Origin of the sequence: Burkholderia sp. BCC1977, from assembly GCF_905339595.1 — a bacterium.
GTDB lineage: Bacteria > Pseudomonadota > Gammaproteobacteria > Burkholderiales > Burkholderiaceae > Burkholderia.
In genome coordinates, this window is record NZ_CAJPGQ010000041.1 from 43,742 (window position 1) to 61,001 (window position 17,260).

The 17,260-nt window shown below is 66.3% G+C and carries 16 protein-coding genes; 9 read left to right on the plus strand and 7 right to left on the minus strand.

All coding sequences use genetic code 11. The features are described 5' to 3' along the window. The first annotated feature begins 17 nt into the window (after nucleotides 1–17). Nucleotides 18–1,535, plus strand: a complete 1,518-nt coding sequence (locus tag U5771_RS27310) for a purine-cytosine permease family protein (protein WP_322026859.1) — start codon at nucleotides 18–20, stop codon at nucleotides 1,533–1,535. Between the two features lie 189 nt (nucleotides 1,536–1,724). Here the strand turns inward: U5771_RS27310 and U5771_RS27315 are convergent, their stop codons facing one another. The 3 genes from U5771_RS27315 to U5771_RS27325 all read right to left on the minus strand — a co-directional run bounded on the left by U5771_RS27315 (nucleotide 1,725) and on the right by U5771_RS27325 (nucleotide 4,187). Continuing rightward, complete coding sequence (locus U5771_RS27315) at nucleotides 1,725–2,480, minus strand: glucose 1-dehydrogenase (protein WP_322026860.1); 756 nt, start codon at nucleotides 2,478–2,480, stop codon at nucleotides 1,725–1,727. A gap of 43 nt (nucleotides 2,481–2,523) precedes the next feature. Beyond that, nucleotides 2,524–3,057, minus strand: coding sequence for a VOC family protein (locus U5771_RS27320; protein ID WP_322026861.1), 534 nt, complete (start codon nucleotides 3,055–3,057; stop codon nucleotides 2,524–2,526). A gap of 209 nt (nucleotides 3,058–3,266) precedes the next feature. Continuing rightward, on the minus strand, nucleotides 3,267–4,187 hold the full coding sequence (locus tag U5771_RS27325) for a LysR family transcriptional regulator (protein WP_322026862.1): 921 nt from the start codon (nucleotides 4,185–4,187) through the stop codon (nucleotides 3,267–3,269). 133 nt (nucleotides 4,188–4,320) lie between these two features. Here U5771_RS27325 and U5771_RS27330 point away from each other — a divergent pair, with 133 nt between their 5' ends. The 4 genes from U5771_RS27330 (at nucleotide 4,321) to U5771_RS27345 (ending at nucleotide 8,421) form a co-directional block, all read left to right on the plus strand. Continuing rightward, nucleotides 4,321–5,652, plus strand: coding sequence for an MFS transporter (locus U5771_RS27330; protein ID WP_322026863.1), 1,332 nt, complete (start codon nucleotides 4,321–4,323; stop codon nucleotides 5,650–5,652). An 8-nt stretch (nucleotides 5,653–5,660) separates the two neighbouring features. Further along, nucleotides 5,661–6,758, plus strand: a complete 1,098-nt coding sequence (locus tag U5771_RS27335; RefSeq protein ID WP_322026864.1) for a M14 family metallopeptidase — start codon at nucleotides 5,661–5,663, stop codon at nucleotides 6,756–6,758. Nucleotides 6,759–6,912: 154 nt separating this feature from the next. Next, the gene (locus U5771_RS27340; RefSeq protein WP_322026865.1) at nucleotides 6,913–8,058 is read left to right on the plus strand and encodes a porin; all 1,146 of its coding nucleotides are present in this window, start codon (nucleotides 6,913–6,915) and stop codon (nucleotides 8,056–8,058) included. Between the two features lie 171 nt (nucleotides 8,059–8,229). Beyond that, nucleotides 8,230–8,421, plus strand: coding sequence for a DoxX family membrane protein (locus tag U5771_RS27345; protein ID WP_322026866.1), 192 nt, complete (start codon nucleotides 8,230–8,232; stop codon nucleotides 8,419–8,421). A 148-nt stretch (nucleotides 8,422–8,569) separates the two neighbouring features. On the opposite strand, the gene U5771_RS27350 is transcribed toward U5771_RS27345, so the two are convergent. Beyond that, the gene (locus U5771_RS27350; protein WP_322026867.1) at nucleotides 8,570–9,487 is read right to left on the minus strand and encodes a LysR family transcriptional regulator; all 918 of its coding nucleotides are present in this window, start codon (nucleotides 9,485–9,487) and stop codon (nucleotides 8,570–8,572) included. 289 nt (nucleotides 9,488–9,776) lie between these two features. On the opposite strand from U5771_RS27350, the gene U5771_RS27355 reads away from it, so the two are divergent. Beyond that, complete coding sequence (locus U5771_RS27355; RefSeq protein ID WP_322026868.1) at nucleotides 9,777–11,093, plus strand: MFS transporter; 1,317 nt, start codon at nucleotides 9,777–9,779, stop codon at nucleotides 11,091–11,093. A gap of 150 nt (nucleotides 11,094–11,243) precedes the next feature. Continuing rightward, the gene (locus U5771_RS27360; protein WP_322026869.1) at nucleotides 11,244–12,494 is read left to right on the plus strand and encodes an MFS transporter; all 1,251 of its coding nucleotides are present in this window, start codon (nucleotides 11,244–11,246) and stop codon (nucleotides 12,492–12,494) included. Between the two features lie 81 nt (nucleotides 12,495–12,575). On the opposite strand, the gene U5771_RS27365 is transcribed toward U5771_RS27360, so the two are convergent. Then, nucleotides 12,576–13,052 (minus strand): nuclear transport factor 2 family protein, encoded by a 477-nt coding sequence (locus tag U5771_RS27365; RefSeq protein ID WP_322026870.1) that lies wholly within the window; start codon nucleotides 13,050–13,052, stop codon nucleotides 12,576–12,578. Between the two features lie 253 nt (nucleotides 13,053–13,305). On the opposite strand from U5771_RS27365, the gene U5771_RS27370 reads away from it, so the two are divergent. Further along, a complete protein-coding gene (locus U5771_RS27370; protein WP_322026871.1) occupies nucleotides 13,306–13,692 on the plus strand; it encodes a helix-turn-helix domain-containing protein in 387 nt (128 codons plus the stop codon). A gap of 506 nt (nucleotides 13,693–14,198) precedes the next feature. Here the strand turns inward: U5771_RS27370 and U5771_RS27375 are convergent. Further along, on the minus strand, nucleotides 14,199–14,573 hold the full coding sequence (locus tag U5771_RS27375; RefSeq protein WP_322026872.1) for a hypothetical protein: 375 nt from the start codon (nucleotides 14,571–14,573) through the stop codon (nucleotides 14,199–14,201). Nucleotides 14,574–15,183: 610 nt separating this feature from the next. On the opposite strand from U5771_RS27375, the gene U5771_RS27380 reads away from it, so the two are divergent. Beyond that, on the plus strand, nucleotides 15,184–16,290 hold the full coding sequence (locus U5771_RS27380) for a porin (protein ID WP_322026873.1): 1,107 nt from the start codon (nucleotides 15,184–15,186) through the stop codon (nucleotides 16,288–16,290). A gap of 186 nt (nucleotides 16,291–16,476) precedes the next feature. On the opposite strand, the gene U5771_RS27385 is transcribed toward U5771_RS27380, so the two are convergent. Beyond that, a complete protein-coding gene (locus U5771_RS27385; RefSeq protein ID WP_322026874.1) occupies nucleotides 16,477–16,875 on the minus strand; it encodes a GreA/GreB family elongation factor in 399 nt (132 codons plus the stop codon). Between the last annotated feature and the right edge of the window lie 385 nt (nucleotides 16,876–17,260).

Sequence of the window (17,260 nt, forward strand, 5' to 3'; positions counted from 1 at the left end):
AGAGGAGCTGGAGACAAATGGCTGAAGGCAGAATTACGCAAGTCGAATCGTTCGGTTTCGAGCGCATTCCCGACGCATCGCGCTATGCGCGTCCGATCGATCTGTTCCGGTTGCTGTTCGGCGGCTGCAACACGTTTTCCACGTCGGTGCTCGGCAGCTTTCCCGTGCTGGTCGGGCTGTCGTTCAAGGCGGGCGTGTGCGCGATCGTGCTGGGCGTGCTCGCCGGCACCTGCATCCTCGCGCCGATGAGCCTGTTCGGCCCGCGCAACGGGACGAGCGACCCGGTGTCGTCCGGCGCGCATTTCGGCATTCACGGCCGGATCGTCGGGTCGTTCCTCGCGTTGCTCACGTCGATCGCGTTCTTCTCGCTCGCGGTGTGGAGCTCGGGCGATGCGCTCGTCGGCGGCGCGCACGACATGGTCGGCGTGCCGGTCAACGGCGTCACGCTCGGCGCCGCGTACCTGGTGTTCGCGGTGCTCGTGCTGATCGTCTGCATCTACGGCTTTCGCTTCATGCTGTGGGTCAACAAGATCGCCGTGTGGGCGGCGAGCCTGCTGTTCGTCGCCGGCCTGTTCGCGTTCGCGGGGATGTTCGACATGAACTACGCGGGCACGTTGAGCCAGGGCAGTGCAGGCTTCTGGGCCGCCTTCGTCGGCGCCGTGCTGGTCGCGTTGAGCAACCCGGTGTCGTTCGCGTCGACGCTCGGCGACTGGGCGCGCTACATTCCGCGGCAGACGCCGAAGCGGCGCGTGATGGGCGCCGTGTTCGCCGCGCAGATCGCGACCTTCGTGCCGTTCTTCTTCGGTCTCGCCACCGCGACCATCATCGCGTCGAAGGCGCCCGCGTTCATCGCGTCGAACGACTACGTCGGCGGGCTGCTCGCCGTGTCGCCGCGCTGGTTCCTGCTGCCGATGTGCCTGATCGCGATCATCGGCGGGATGTCGACCGGCACGACCGCGCTGTACGGCACGGGCCTCGACGTGTCGAGCATGTTCCCGCGCTTCCTGAACCGTGTGCGTGCGACGCTGTTGATCGGCACGATCGCGATCGCGTTCATCTTCGTCGGCCGTTTCTGGTTCAACCTCGTCGAAAGCGTCGCGACGTTCTCGACGCTGATCGACACGTTCAGCTGCCCGTGGATGGCGATCATGGTGATCGGCTACGTGACGCGCCGCGGCTTCTATCTCGCGGACGACCTGCAGGTGTTCAACCGCGGGCTGCGCGGCGGCCACTACTGGTTCACGCACGGCTGGAATCTGCGCGCGATGGGCGCGTGGCTGCCGGCGGCGTTCATCGGGCTGTCGTTCGTGAACCTGCCGGGCCAGTTCGTCGGGCCGCTCGGCAACCTCGCGGGCGGGCTCGATCTCAGCGTGCCGGTGTCGCTGGTGGTCGGCGGGCTGCTGTATTTCGTGCTGCTGACCGTATATCCGGAAGCGGAAGGCGTGTACGGCCCGCGCGGACGCTTCCTCGTGCGCGGCGGCAGGCAGGCGGCGCGCGGTGTCGGCGCCCCGGCGATTCAGCCGAAGGGGTATTGAGCGCCGCATCGCGTGTCGCTCCGCTTCGGAAATGACAGTGCCGCCGCGCGGGAGATCCGCCGGCGGCAGGGTCGTTTCCGGATGCGTGGTTGTCCGCGCGTATGAAAGGCCGCACCTGACTGCGGCTTCGCGCGGCTGCAAACGACAACGCCCGCCGGGCAGGCGGGCGCGTGTCGACTCCGGTACGGATCAGTGGAACGTACTGCCCGCGAGCATCCCGCCGTCGACGATGAATTCCGAACCCGTGCAATACGCGGATTCGTCCGACGCGAGGAACAGCACGAGGCTCGCCACTTCGTCGGGTTTGCCGATGCGTGCGATCGGCAGCCCGCCATAGATCGACGACGGGTCGAAATCGGCGTATTCCGGCGGGCGTGCCATCACCGTGTCGATGCCGCCCGGGTGGACCGAGTTCACGCGGATGCCGTAGCGGCCGAACTCGAGCGCGGCGGCCTTCGTCATCCCGCGCACCGCGAACTTGCTCGATACATACGCGCTGCCGCCGGCCACGCCTTCCATCCCGGCCGTCGACGACACGTTGACGATCGAGCCGCCGCCCGCATCCTTCAGCGCGGCCAGTGCCGATTTCATGCCGAGCCAGCAGCCGACCTGGTTCACGTCGATCACCTTGCGATAGTCGTCGAGCGAACACGACTCGATCGGCACGAGCTTCAGGATCGCCGCGTTGTTCACGAGGATGTCCAGCCGGCCGAAATGCGCGAGCGTCGCGTGGACGGCGGTGTGCCAGTCGTCCTCGTTCGTCACGTCGAGATGCTGGTAGCGCGCGGCGTCGCCGAGTTCGGCCGCGACGTGCCGGCCGGCGTCGTCCAGCACGTCGGCGATCACCACGCGTGCGCCTTCGGCGACGAACCGGCGTGCCTCCGCCTCGCCCTGGCCGCGGGCGCCGCCCGTGATCAACGCCACCTTGCCTTCGAGTCGTTTCATCGTATTTGCTCCTGTGAGTGAAGAGGGATGCGCGCGGGTCCGCTCATGCGGCGGCCGACGCATCGATGATGCGGACCGGATCGGCGCCGTCCCAGGCGCGTGCTTCCGCGATGCCGTGCGCGATCATGTCGCGCATGCCGGCGCCTTCGATCACTTCGACGCGCGCGCCGGGATCGTCGGCGTCGTCGAGGTAGGCGACGCGGGTGGCCGGGTTCTGCGCGTCGAACACGACGCGCAGGCCGCGCGCCGTGAGCCGCGCCACCGCGGCATCGAGATCGTCGACCACCCATGCGACGTGATGCAGGCCCGCGAGCGGTTGCCCGTGCGCGTCGCGGTACGGCGAGGGCACGTCGTTCGTCACGTGGATCAGTTCGATCTGCAGATCGCCGCGATACGCGAGCCCGACATCCATCGTGACCGTCACCGCTTCACCGAGGTAGCGGCCGTCGAGACGCACGTTGCGGAACACGGTCCACGGGCCCGCATCGTGGCGGGCGCGCCAGCGCGCGATGCTGCGGTCGAGATCGGCGACCACGTAGCCGATCTGGTCGATGGGGCCGAGGACGGGGTCGTTCATGGTGTCTCCGTGGCGGGGCGCGAGCGTGCGCGGCGCCGTTCGGTGAGGAAGGGGCGCCGCACGATGAATGACGGCCATGATGGCAATAAAGCCGGCGCTTCGTGCCATCCAAACGGACGAGCTGTGCGGGGGCGTCGGTGTCGTGTCAGGGGGCGTGTACCGAGCCGGCGCCACGTGTGACGAGCGACCGGCATCGCTGCGATCCCGGATCAGGCGCCAGCCGGAGAGCGACGGGACGGGAGCGGTGTCAGCGCGTCGCGCACGCAGTCGATGAATTGCGCGGCGGCCGGCGTCAGCGCACTGCCGCGCCGCTGGATCGCGCATATCTGCAGCACCGGCATTGGATCGTCGAGCTCGACGCGGCGGATGCCCATGCGCTTGAACACCTCGTCCGCGAGCGGCTCGACGAAGAAGCCGACGTGATCCATCTGCGCGACAAGCGCGAGCGCGGTCGAGATCGAATCGCCGTGCACGACGCGCGACGGCACCGGCAGCCCGAACGATCCGAACAGCCACTTGGTGGCCGACATCGGATCGTTGCCGCCGCCGGGCAGCACCCATTCGGCATCGAGAAAGTCACGCACGGCGCGCCGGTTGCGCAACGGGTGCTTGTTCCGCACACCGAGCATCAGCCTAACGGGCGCGAGCGGTTCGCTGACGAAGTCGTCGTCGAGCGTCTGCGGGTCAACATGCATGATCGCGAAATCGGCCTGCGCATCGCGCAACCGCGCGAGCGTGCCGGGCAGCCCCGATTCGGTCACGTGCACGGTCACGCCGGGGCGCCGCTCGCGCAGCAGCCGGTAGGCCGGCACGAACACCGTCTGCGCGAACGACGTGCTGACCGCGACGCGCACGTGCCCGAAACTCCCGTCGCGCAACTGCACGATCTCGTCGCGTGCACGCTGCATGTCGTCGAGCAGCAGGCGCGCGCGTGGCAGCAGTGCTGCGCCGTATTCGGTGAGCGCGATGCCCTTGACGCTGCGTTCGACGAGCGGCGCGCCGATCTCGCGCTCCAGCTCACGGATGATCTTCGTGACGGCAGGCGCCGACACGCCGAGCTGCCGCGCCGCACCGCGGATGCTCATTTGCGCGGCCACGGCCACGAATGCGTGCAGCTGATTCGGTTTCATGACGCGCCTCAGGGTGTAAACCAAATGGCAACGAGTGTAATGAATTGTTGTCTTTTCGGGTAACGCACGTCCGCCTAGAATGCGTCGCATATAACCACTGGTGCGATACCGCACGAAGAAGGAGACACCCGTCATGGAACTGCAACCGCACGCCGGCGAGCAGATGCGCCGGACAATTCTCGCGACGACCGTCGGCAACGCGCTCGAATACTACGATTTCACGGTCTACGGCTTTCTCGCGTTCATCATTGGCAAACTGTTCTTCCCATCGTTCGATCCGTCCGGTCAGTTGCTGCTGGCGGTTGGCACATTCGGGGCCGGATTCGTGATGCGGCCGCTCGGCGGCGTCGTGATCGGCGCGTATGCGGATCGCGCGGGACGCAAGCCGGCGATGGTGCTGACGATCTTCCTGATGGCGCTCGGCTGCGGGCTGATCGCCGTGTCGCCGACCTATGCGGCGATCGGCGTGGGCGCGCCGATCCTGATCGTCGTCGCGCGGTCGATCCAGGGCTTTTCGGCTGGCGGCGAATTCGGTGCATCGACGACGCTGCTGGTCGAGCATGCGCGGCCGCGCATGCGCGGCTACATGGCGAGCTGGCAGTTCGCAAGCCAGGGGCTGGGCGTGCTGATGGCCGCACTGACGGTCGCGGTCTTGTCGTTCGCGCTGACGCCGGATGCGCTCGAGCGTTGGGGCTGGCGTGTGCCGTTCGCTCTCGGGATGTTGATCGCGCCGGTCGGCGCATACATCCGCCGCCGGCTCGAGGAAACCCACGGCGGCGAGCCTGCGCGGCACGTGGCGGTCGGCGCGCGCCGCAGCGGTCGCGTCGCGACGCTGTGCCGCGAGCACGGGCGTGCGGTCGTCGTCGCGATCGTGATCACGATGGGCGGAACCGGCGCGTCGTATGTCGTCAGCTTCTACATGCCAACCTATGCGATCCGCGAACTCGGGATGAGCCCGGCTGTCGCATTGTCGGCCGCGGCGCTGACGGGCGCGGTGATACTGGCCTGCGCACCGTTCGTCGGGCGCTGGTCGGACCGCGTTGGCCGCAGGCCGTTGATCGTCGCGGGCCGGATTGCGCTCATGCTGCTGATCTACCCGGCGTTCGCGTGGCTGAACGCGTCGCCGACGCCGGCCGTGCTGTTCACGGTGGTCGGGCTGCTGACCGCCGTGCTTGCGATCCAGGCCGTGCCGAGCATCACGATCCTGCCGGAGATGTTTCCCGAATCGGTGCGTGCAACGGGCATGTCGCTCGTGTACAGCGTCGGCGTCGCGATCTTCGGCGGCTTCGCGCCATTCATCAGCACGTGGCTCGTGCAGGCGAGCGGCGACAAGGTTGCGCCGGCCTGGTACCTGATCGTCGTCGCGTTCGTGTCGATGGCCGGCCTGCCGTACCTGCGCGACCGCACCGGCGAAACGATCGACGCACCCACCGTATCCGGCGTTTCCTCCTACTCGAAGGTCTGACCCGCACCATGGAACCTACCCCCGTCACCCGCCATTTCTCCGGCTCCTATGCCGAAGCCCGCCAGAAGTTTCTCGATGCCGCCGTGCACCGGCACGCGACGCTGGAGTCGTTCGTGCTGCCCGGCCGGCGCGGCGCGCTCGGCGAAACGCTGGCGATCGACGTGGCCGAAGTCGGCGTCGCCGACGCCGAGCGGCTGCTGATCCTCAGTTCGGGCACGCACGGGCCGGAAGGCTTCTGCGGCTCGGGCTGCCAGGTCGCCGCGCTGTTCGACGACGACCTGACTGCCCGGCTCGCGCGCAAAGGCGTCGGGCTGCTGCTGATTCATGCGATCAATCCGTACGGTTTCTCGTACTTGCAGCGCACCAACCAGGACAACGTCGACCTGAACCGCAACCACGTCGATTTCAGCGCAGCGCTGCCGGCCAATGACGCATATCCGGACATCGACCGCCTCGTGCTGACGAAAACCTGGCCGCCGTCGCCGGCAGACGAGCAGGCGCTCGCCGACTACATCGCGCGCAGCGGGATGCTCGCGTATCACCGCGCGCTGAGCAGCGGCCAGTACACGATGCCGGACGGGATGTTCTTCGGTGGTCGCGAGCCGACGTGGAACAACCGCACGATGCGTACGATACTGCGCGAGCGCGCCGCGCACGTGAAGACGATCGCATGGATCGATGTGCATACGGGCCTCGGGCCGCGCGGCCATGGCGAGAAGATCTACGCGGGACGCAACGTCGCGGCCGAATTCGCGCTCGCACGTGCGTGGTGGGGCGCGGACGTCGTCGCGCCGTTCGACGGCGAATCCGAATCGCCGGGCGTGTCCGGGCCGGTCGCGTCGATCGTACACGACGAGTGTCCGCGCCCGAACGTCGGCCTGATGGCGCTCGAATTCGGTACGCAGCCGTTCGACGAAGTGATCGATCGGCTGCGGGCGTCGCACTGGCTGATCCGGCATCCGGATGCGTCGGCCGAACTGCGGCGCGACATTCTGCAGCGGATTCGCGACGCGTTCTACTGCGACGACGACGCGTGGAAGGGCGCGATCTGGGGGCAGGCCCGCACGGCGCTGTTGCAGGCGCTGATGGGGCTGTCCGAAGCGTAAGAGTAGCAGTACAAGCGGAATGAGGATTCCTGCATATTGATAAGTTATGCAGAGCGAGTTAGCCGATGAGATCGCTCGATGGGAGCGGAAGCGATCGCCAGTATCAATCAACCCGGTTTTACCAAAAACATAAAATAAGTAATCAGGAAATCTTATGAAATTAATCGGAATAATTGCGGCAAGCACGGCGGCTTCGTTTGCCGTCACGGCGCACGCGCAGAATTCGGTCGCGCTGTATGGAACCATCGACAACGGCGTGAACTATGTCAGCAACATGGGCGGCGGCAAGGCCTTCCAGACCGTCTCGGGCACGCTGTACGGCAACCGAATCGGCTTCAGGGGCAGCGAGGAACTCGGCGGTGGAATGCGGGCGATCTTCACGCTGGAGAACGGCTACGACGCGAACACGGGGCGGCTCGGGCAGGGCGGCCTGATGTTCGGCCGGCAGGCGTTTGTAGGCCTGACCGGACCGTTCGGTACCGTCACGCTCGGCCGCCAGTATGACGAGCTCAGCGGCGAGTATCTCGGGCTGCTCGCAGCCGGCGACAATTTCGCCGGCTACCTTGGCGCACACGCGGCCGACGTCGACAACTTGAACAACACAGCTCGTATCAACAACGCGATCAAGTACAAGACGCCCGACTTGCACGGCTTCTCGATGGCCGCGCTGTACGGCTTCGGCGGCGTGCCGGGCAGCTTCTCCGCGAACCGTGTGATCAGCGTCGGTGCGCGCTACGAGCGCGGGCCGCTGACGCTCGACGCCGCGTACGAGACGGTCAACAACCCGGCCGTGACGCTGTGGGGTGCGAGCGCGTCCCCGGCACCCGGCACGGCGTTCTCGACCGCGCTGCCCACGCCGATCTGGGGTGGCTACCAGTCGGCGTCGAAGCTGCAGACCTACGGCGCGGGCGGCAGCTATGCGCTCGGCAACACGACGTTGCGCTTCGTGTACACCAACACGCGCTTCCAGAACATTGTGCCGACGCGGAACACGCCATACCGCGGCAAGGCATCGTTCGACAACTACGAGGCAAACGTCACGTACCAGGTTACGCCGGCCGTGTCGCTCGGCGCGGCGTACACGTACACGGCGGCGCCCGACGCGAAGTACCAGCAGATCAACATCGGCGCGCAGTATTTCCTGTCGAAGCGCACGACGCTCTATATGATTGGCATCTACCAGCACGCATCCGGCCTCGACTCGTACGGCCGGCAGGCCGTCGCGCAGATCAACCAGACGACGCCTTCCTCGACTGCGAACCAGTTGCTGGTGAGGCTCGGCCTGCTCGTCAAGTTCTGATGCATCGCGCGGCGGCACGCACCGCCGCGCGTTGTTGATATGCAATTCCAATGGAGACAATCACGATGTTCGAAGCAGGGTTCGAACGCCACTGCGATGGCTACGATTCTGGTAGCGCGCGTCGCGATGATATGGCTGATGGTGCGGTTCGGCTGGGGCTAGCTGATAGCCGTGTCGCATACGGTCGACCTGATCGCCGGCTACGGGTTGCCGTTTCAGGCGCTGGTGGCCGTCGTCGCGATCGGTGTCGAGATCGGGCTTGGCCTGCTGCTGATGCTCGGCTGCCGCACACGGCGGCTGGCGGTGCTGCTGCGCTGTACACGCTCGCGACCGCGCTGGCCGGCCATCGCTACTGGACGATGACGGGCGGTGCGCAGACGGCGCACGCGTTCCACTTCGAAACAACGTGAGCATCGTCGGTGGGCTGCTGCTGCTCGCCGTGACGGGGGCCGGCGCCTGGTCGTTCGACGGATGGCGCGCCGCGCGCCGCCGTGCATGACCGAGCCGCGCGTTACTGCACGTTTGGCCCCTTGACCGTCAGCCGGCACACGGTCGCAAGCGCGAGCAGGTTCGGGTCGCGTTCGCGCCGGTGCAGGAAGCTGAGGCCGATCGTCTGTCGGATCGTCGGCCCCGCGAGCGGCACGAGCGCGATCTTGTGCGAGAAGAGATCGCGCACGCGGCCCGGCAGCAGCGCATGACCGACGCCGCCGGACACGAGATTGATCAGCGAGAAGATGTCGCCCACGCGCATCACGACGTTCGGCGTGATGCCCGCGGCCCGGAATGCCTCGGTGAAGCCGTGGTGCGTTGCAAAGCCTTCGCCGAGCGACACGAACGGCTCGTCACGGCACGCGGCGAGATCGATCGCGTCGCGCCGCGCGTACGGCGAATCGATCGGTGCGGCGAAGAACATTTCGTCCTCGAACAGCGCGATCGATTCTATTTCGGCGTCCGGCTCGGGCAGCGCCATCAGCGTCGCGTCGATCGCACCGTGGCGGAGCTTGTCGAGCAGATCCGCGTTCGAGCCGAGCACGAGTTCGGCCTGCAGATCGGGGCGACGCTCCTTCAGCGCGATCACGACCTCGGGAACCGAACGGATCGTCAACGAATAGAGCGAGCCGATCTTCAACTGCCCGGCGCCGTAGCCGGCCGCCTCGCGCGTCGAGCGGATCCCGTCGGTCATCGTCTTGAGCACCTCGCCCGCGACCTCGGCGAGCACCTGCGCGGCGTCGGTCGGAATCAGGTTCCGTCCTTCGTGACGGAACAGCGCGCAGTGCATCCCTTCTTCCAGCGTATGCAGCGCGCGATGCACGCTGACGGTGCTGACGTTGAGCGCCTCGGCGGCCTTTGCGAGGCTGCCGGCCTCGATGAAGGCGAGCAGCACCTCGAGCTTGCGGAAAGTGATCTCTTCGTTGATGCGATTGCGCATGGTCGGGCGGCGGGAAGGACGATCGACGATTCTGCCGGAGAACCCCGCCGGCAACAATGCGCGAATGTCCGGAATTTCCGCGCGGCGAGACGTGCAGGGGAGACGTTTAATCTGCGGCTAAGTATTCACCGCTCCCGTTAATTGATGCGGGATTTCGGCATCCCTATCATCGGTTCGTGCCGGTTGTGCGCGGGCGCGACGCGATTTCCCGTCCGCCGCGCGTAGCGGTTCGCGATCGTCCGTCACGGTCGACGGCCGGCACGGCCCCACGAGACTGCAGGAGACAAGCATGCGCGACTTACGTCGGAACACGCGGCATCGGCAAGTGATTGCCGCCGTCGTCGGCAATACCCTCGAGTGGTACGACTTCATCGTCTACGGTTTTTTTTCCGGCATCATCGCGCGGCTGTTCTTTCCCGCCGAAAGCCAGTACGCGTCGCTGCTGATGTCGCTCGCGACGTTCGGCGTCGGCTTCTTCATGCGTCCGGTGGGCGGCATCATGCTCGGGCTCTATGCGGACCGCAAGGGCCGCAAGGCCGCGATGCAGCTGATCATCTTCCTGATGACGCTGTCGATCGCGCTGATCACGTTCGCGCCGTCGTACGCGACGATCGGCCCGGAGGCGCCGATCCTGATCGTCGTCGCGCGGCTGCTGCAGGGCTTCGCGACCGGCGGCGAATACGCGAGCGCCACCGCGTTCCTGGTCGAAAGCGCGCCTGCGAACCGGCGCGGCCTGTATGGGTCGTGGCAACTGATCGGCCAGTGCCTCGCCGTGTTCTCGGGTGCGGCGATGGGGGCGTGGGCCACGCAGTCGCTGTCGGATGCGGCGCTGCACAGCTGGGGGTGGCGCGTGCCGTTCGCGCTCGGGCTCCTGATCGGCCCGGTCGGTCTGTGGATCCGCCGTCACATGGACGAGACCGAGGCGTTCCTCGCCGCGAGCAAGTCGACGGTCGAACCGCCGGCGAGCGTGTCGCGCGTGCTGCGCGACAACCTGCGCGGCGTGCTGGTGTCGATGGGGCAGACGATCACCGGCACGGCGGTGTTCTACGTGATGCTCGTCAACATGCCGACGTTCGTGCACAAGACCTTCGGGCTGCCGCTGGACCAGGTATTCAAGGTGCAGATGGCGGCGGTCGCGCTGCTGACGGTCACGATTCCGGTCGCGGCGATCGTGTCCGACCGCATCGGCCGGCGGCCCGTGCTGATCGCCGGCACGCTGTCGCTGCTGATGGTCACGTATCCGTTGTTCTCGTGGCTGGCCGCCGCACCGGGCGTCGGGCGCCTGCTCGTGATGCAGCTCGTGATCTGCACGATCATCGGCATCTGCTACGGCCCCGCGCCGACCACGCTCGCCGAGCAGTTCGCGACGCGTTCGCGTTCGACCGGCGTCGCGCTCGCGTACAACGTCGCGGTGATGGTGTTCGGCGGCTTCGCGCCGTTCATCGTCACGTGGCTGACGCGCGCGAGCGGATCGCCGGTCGCGCCCGCGTGGTACGTGCTGTTCGCCGCGTCGTTCGGGTTGGCCGCGAGCGTCTTCATGCACGACGGCGCGCCGTGCGTGCTCGCACGCCGGGAGTTTCGAGGCGAGCCGCTGAGCGCCAAATAGCCGTTCGCCGTTCGGGGCGGTCAGTCATCGGCCCGGGCGGCATGCGGGGTATCGGCGATGCCGATGGTCAGCATCGCGGGCGGCGGCCTACCGGGGCCGCCGCCCGCTCGTTACGCTTGCGCGATCATCCACTCCGTCCGGAAGGTCGCCATGTCCCGGCTCGACTATAAGCTGCTCGGCCCCTGCCTGCTCGCCATCGCGATCGACGCGATGGGGTTCGGGCTCGTCTACCCGATGATGTCCGCGATCTTCAGCGATCCGCACGCGGGCATCTTGCCGGCCGACGCCGGCGAGCACGCGCGCAATTTCTACCTCGGTCTCGGCTACGGGATCTATCCGCTCGGCATGTTCTTCGGCTCGTCGCTGATGGGCGAGCTGTCGGACCGTTACGGCCGCCGCCGGATCCTGCTGCTGTGCGTGCCCGGCCTCGCGGCCGGCTACGCGCTGATGGCCGCCGGCGCGTGGCACGCGAGCGTCGCGCTGCTGCTGGCCGGCCGTGGGCTCACCGGCCTGATGGCCGGCTGCCAGGGCATCGCGCAGGCGGCCATCACCGACCTGAGCACGCCCGAGAACAAGGCGTACAACATGAGCATCATGTCGCTCGCGTTCAGCGCCGGCGTGATCGTCGGCCCCGTGCTCGGCGGCGTCACGTCCGACCGGACGATTTCGCCGCTGTTCGACTACGGCACGCCGTTCGTGCTCGTCGCCGTGCTGTCGCTCGCGTGTGCGTTCTGGACCTGGGCGTCGTATCGCGATACGGCCGCGCCGCGCGGCGACACGCGCATCGATCCGCTGCTGCCGCTGCGGATCATCCGGGACGCCGCGCGCCAGCGCAACGTCGCGTTCCTGTCGGTGGTGTTCTTCCTGATGCAGGTCGGCTATGGGCTCTACCTGCAGACCATCATGCTGCTGCTGCAGGCGCAGTTCGGCTATACGAGCGCGCGGCTCGGGCTGTTCAGCGGCGTGATCGGCATCTGCTTCGTGTTCGGTCTGCTGTTCGTCGTGCGGCTGATGCTGCGCGTCTGGAGCGTGGTCGACATCGCGAAGACGGGCCTGCTCGTCGCGGGCCTCGGCCAGGTCCTGTCGGCGCTGTTCCCGCACGAGCCGGTGCTGTGGGCGCTCGCGACGGTGGTCGGCTGTTTCGACATGGTTGCCTACACGACCATGTACACGGCGTTCTCCGACGCCGTCAGCGAGGACCGGCAGGGCTGGGCGCTCGGCGTCGCGGGCTCGGTGATGGCCGTCGCATGGGTCGTGACGGGCGCGCTGACGAACCTGCTGCCGGTATTCGGCGAGATCGGGCTGCTGCTGATCGGCGGTGCGGGTTTCCTGCTCGGCTTCGTGATGATGGTGCTTTACGGGCGCAAGCAGGCCGGGGCGCGCGCGGCGGCACTGTCGTAGACGGTTGCGCGCAGGTTGGCCCGATCCTGTCGGACGTTGTCCTGCGGGCTGCTGTCGTGCGGCGCCGCGCCGCCCGCCCGATCAGAACATCGTGTTCGCGTTCGCGGCTTTTTCGGGCACCGGCTGGATCACGTCCCAGTGCTCGACGATCTTGCCGTCCTTCACGCGGAAGATGTCGACCACCGCTTCGCCGCGATCGCCCGGCCGCTCGGTCGCATGCACGTGCAGATAGACGAGGTCGCCGTCGGTCGCGCTGCGGACGATCTGCGCGCGCGACTGCGGGTTCTTCTGGAACGCGCCGACGAAGTACGACACGAACGGCTTCTTGCCGTCGGGCACGTGCGGGTTGTGCTGCTTGTAGTCGTCGGCGACGACGGCCGCAGCCTCGACTGCTTCGTGTTGGTTGAAGAAGCGGTCGTAGAACGTCAGCACGAGCTGGCGGTTGGCTTCCTCGGCGGCCAGGTCGCGCGTGGCCGGGCCGGCGGCGGACGCGGCCGTCGATGCGGCAAGCAGGACGAACGCGGCAACGATGCGGACGGGGGAGCGGAGCGGTGACATGTGGCAGGTTCCTTGTCTGGAGATGCTTGGGCGGGCGCACGGTGCGCGACCGCGGATGGCGCCGATCGTCATCATCGGCGTGCAACGGGGTGCCGGCGGAGCGTGTCCGCATGCTTCGTAGAACTGGGAAATCCGCGCGGCCGTCGGGTCGATCGAATGGTACAGTTGCCACGAACCCGTCACAAGAAGTCACCGCGGTGCGAACAGGTCACACCGCGGTGACCGTGCATTGCCCGTGAAAGAGAAACCCGTCATGCCGTTTCCGTCTGCCGACGCATCCGTCGAACTCGATCAACCGTGCCCGATCCGCGATGTGCTCGACCGCATCGGCGACCAATGGAGCCTGCTCGTGCTCGAGGCGCTGTCCGGCGGCACGATGCGCTTCAACGAACTTGCCCGTGCGATCGGCGACGTGTCGAAGCAGATGCTGTCACGCACGCTCAAGCGGCTCGAGCAGGACGGCTTCGTCAGCCGCACGCTGTATGCCGAAGTGCCGCCACGCGTCGAATATGCGCTGACGGACCTCGGGCGTTCGTTCCTGACGCCGATGCACGCAATGATCCGCTCGGCCGACGAACATCATCGTGCGATTTGCGCCGCACGTCGCCGCGCGCGCGAGCTGGAGAGCAGCGGGCGTTGAACGGAGGATGTCGTGCGGTCGCGTGGCGACCGGCGACAGTCTGCATGTGTTGCGGCTGCGTCCGATGATTTCGTTATCCGAACGTATGACGGCGTTGCTTGTGCGTGCGGTGTCGTGAAGGACGCAACGCACGCGTGGCGATTGGCGTTTGAAGGGGTGGCCTGTCGTGACCGCGCGCGATCGGCATCCGCCCGGTCGGTCAGCGCGGATGCAGGACGGGGCGGTGTGTCGATCGGCATGATCGTGGAAGCGGCGGATTCGCGCCGCGATGTCGGGACGCGACGGCGGGCAACGCGGTTGTCCGCATGAACGAGATGCGCGGGATCGGCGAGATACGGACGTTCCTCACAGGATATGCAAGCGTCACGCAGCCGTGCGCGTGTGGCCGGCGGCGATCCGGGGCGGGCTCGGGCAAGGCCGTTATTGGCTGCTCCACACGCCGGCCGCTCGTTCTGCGGCGGAATGGAGCGGGGCCGGCCGCCCTGTACGACGCTACGCCGGACGACTTATCGCCAGGCACCGTCGACGTAGACCCACACCTGCCCCTGGCGCCGCCAGTAGCCGGGCACCCACCGACGTCCGGGGCGGCGGGCGACCCAGCGTCCGGACACCCATATATAGTGGCCGCGCTGCCAGCGCCAGTAGCCGTCGGTCCAGACATAGCCGTGCGGCCGCGGCGGCGGCGGCCGGCGATCACGCCGCGGTGCCGGCGGCGCGAAGCCCGGGTGATCGGAATAAGGCGGCCTGCCGGGCCCCGGAGGCGGTCCGGGCGGCCGGTACCCGGGCGGCGCGGGCTGGGCCGACGCGGTGCGCAACCCGCCGCCGGTGGCGGCGAGGGCGGCGGTCAGTCCGATGGCGCGCAATAACGAGCGTCGATTCATGGCGGGTCCTCTAATATGTAATCGGGGCTGCCCTACGTTAGCCCGCCGGCCCTGTGGCCGGGTTACGCGGGCCGTTAAGGCTGTTACCGCATGTCACGACGACCTGCCGGCAGCCGGGGCGCCACTGCCAGTCTCCTATCGGGGCGGGCGCCGACAGCGAATGGGGTCGGCTACGGCCGCGGGGCCATGTGTTTACCGTTCGATCGCTGCGTTTTAGGCGGCCAGGTCCAATATTTGAGACTGATTTGGGTAAAAATTACCGTTTTCGTGTGGCTCCATCGATTCCGCTTGTTGTTTCTATGCAACCGTCAAGACGATGACACGAAAGAATGGTGGGATGAATGCCTCCAAAAGGCATCCGTCAAGAAGTCAAAAAAATACGTTAAAACAAATACTTATAACACGTCCCCACTTTCATTATTTCTAGTTCTGGAAAAGCTTATTTCTTTATTTGCAGATCGCGCCCCTAGGGTACACCCCTAAACTCACGGTTCCCAAACGGGCAACTATCCGGGCGCGGCCAGAAGGACCGATGGCGTTCCCGGGCGGTTGCAGACCGTTTATGAACAAGGTCGCGAGACCTGCCTCTTTTTAGAAGGGAGCTCCACGAATGAACAAGACTCTGATCGTTGCAGCAGCTGCAGCATCGTTCGCTACCGTCGCTCACGCGCAAAGCAGCGTCACGCTGTACGGCGTGCTGGACGCAGGCATCACCTACCAAAGCAACGTCCAGAACGCAGCTGGCCAAGGCAAGTCGCTGTGGTCGATGGGTTCGGGCATTGACCAGAGCCGCTTCGGCCTGCGTGGTTCGGAAGACCTCGGTGGCGGCCTGAAGGCAATCTTCACGTTGGAAAGCGGCTTCAACATCGGCAACGGCAAGTTCGCGAACAACAACGGCATGTTCAACCGCCAGGCTTTCGTCGGCCTGTCGAGCCAGTACGGCACGGTTACGCTGGGTAAGCAGTACGACTCCGTCCAGGACTACCTGGCACCGCTGACCGCAACGGGCTCGTGGGGCGGTACGTACTTCGCTCACCCGTTCAACAACGACAACCTGAGCACGAACGGCGGCTACTCGGCTAACAACACGATCAAGTTCGCAAGCGCGAACTACGCTGGCCTGCAATTCGGCGGCACGTACTCGTTCTCGAACAGCACGAACTTCGGCAACAACCGTGCTTACAGCGGCGGTGTGTCGTACCAGTACCAAGGCCTGAAGCTGGGTGCAGCTTACTCGCAAGCGAACAACCCGAACAACAACAGCACGGGTGCAGTTGACTCGTCGTCGGCTCTGTTCAACGGCCAAGGCCGCCTGCGCACGTACGGCGCGGCTGCTGCATACGCATTCGGCCCGGCGCAAGTTGGCGCAGCATGGACGCAATCGCGTGTTGACAACCAAGGTAACGGCGCGGCTACGTTCCACGCTGACAACTACGAAGTCAACGCAAAGTACAACCTGACGCCGGCTCTGGGCCTGGGCGCAGCGTACACGTACACGAACGCGAAGGTTGCTGGCGAAAGCACGCACTGGAACCAGTTCGGCCTGCAAGCTGACTACTCGCTGTCGAAGCGCACCGACGTCTACGCACAAGCTGTGTACCAGCGCGCTGCGAAGAACGGCGTTGGCGCATCGATCTACAACGGCGACGTCAACACGCTGCCGAGCTCGTCGATCAACCAAACCGCAGCAACGGTTGGTCTGCGTCACCGCTTCTAAGCGTGACGGCTGGGTAACCAGCCTCGCAGTATCGAAAAAGGCGCCTTCGGGCGCCTTTTTTTCGTCCGTCGCATCAGCGGTGCGGGCTGAGACGACGGTGCGTATCGTCCGGACGCAAAAAAGCGAGGCCCTGAGCCTCGCTTTTTGCTTGGTGCCGAACATGTGCGCTGCCGGCCGGCAGCGGCGTCAGCGCGTGTATTCGCCGTTGGCTTCCGGCTGGAACACGATCGCGGCGACCTTCATCAGCTTTTCGACGCCGCTCGGCTGCAGCACCTTCACCAGCTGGCCGCGTTGCGTGCCCAGCAGTGCCATGCCGACCGGCGAGAACACGTTCAGGCGTCCGAGCTCGAGATTGGCGGCATCGGGATAAACAATCGTCCAGGTGGCCTGCTCCTGGGTCGCTTCGTCGAGCAGCGTGATCTGCGAGTTCATCGTGACGACATTCGCCTTGATGGCGTCGGGCTGCACGATGTCGGCGCGCTCGAGCAGGGTGTCGAGCATCGTCTGGAAGCGCGGGTTGTGTTCGGCGTGCTTCTCGAGGCGAGCAACGTCGAGTTCGGTCAACTGGTAAAGGCGTTGTTTCATGGCGGTTCTCCAAATGATCGGCATGGGGCAGGCGGGGCGTGCCTATGGGGATCGCCCGGAGCCTGTCTGACCTGGCTCCGGGAGGAGGCCGTGCCGTCAGATCAGGCGCCGGGCGGGGGCGAGCGGCGCCTGGGCCGTGCGTCGAAGGCAGGGGTGCGCCGGATGTCCGGCGCGCGCGCGCACGCCGGCCGGGCCGGACAGCGAAACCGAGAGGGGCGTGAGCGCGTGCATGGTGAATGGGGTATCGGACGGTGAATAAAGCCTTACGATTCTACAACACAACCTTCCGGATCGGTGGTTCGGCTGTTGGCCTTCCGTCAGGCATTGTTGTGGAAATGATTTAAGTCATAGCGATCTTACGCCGAGACAGCGGCCGATATTTTCC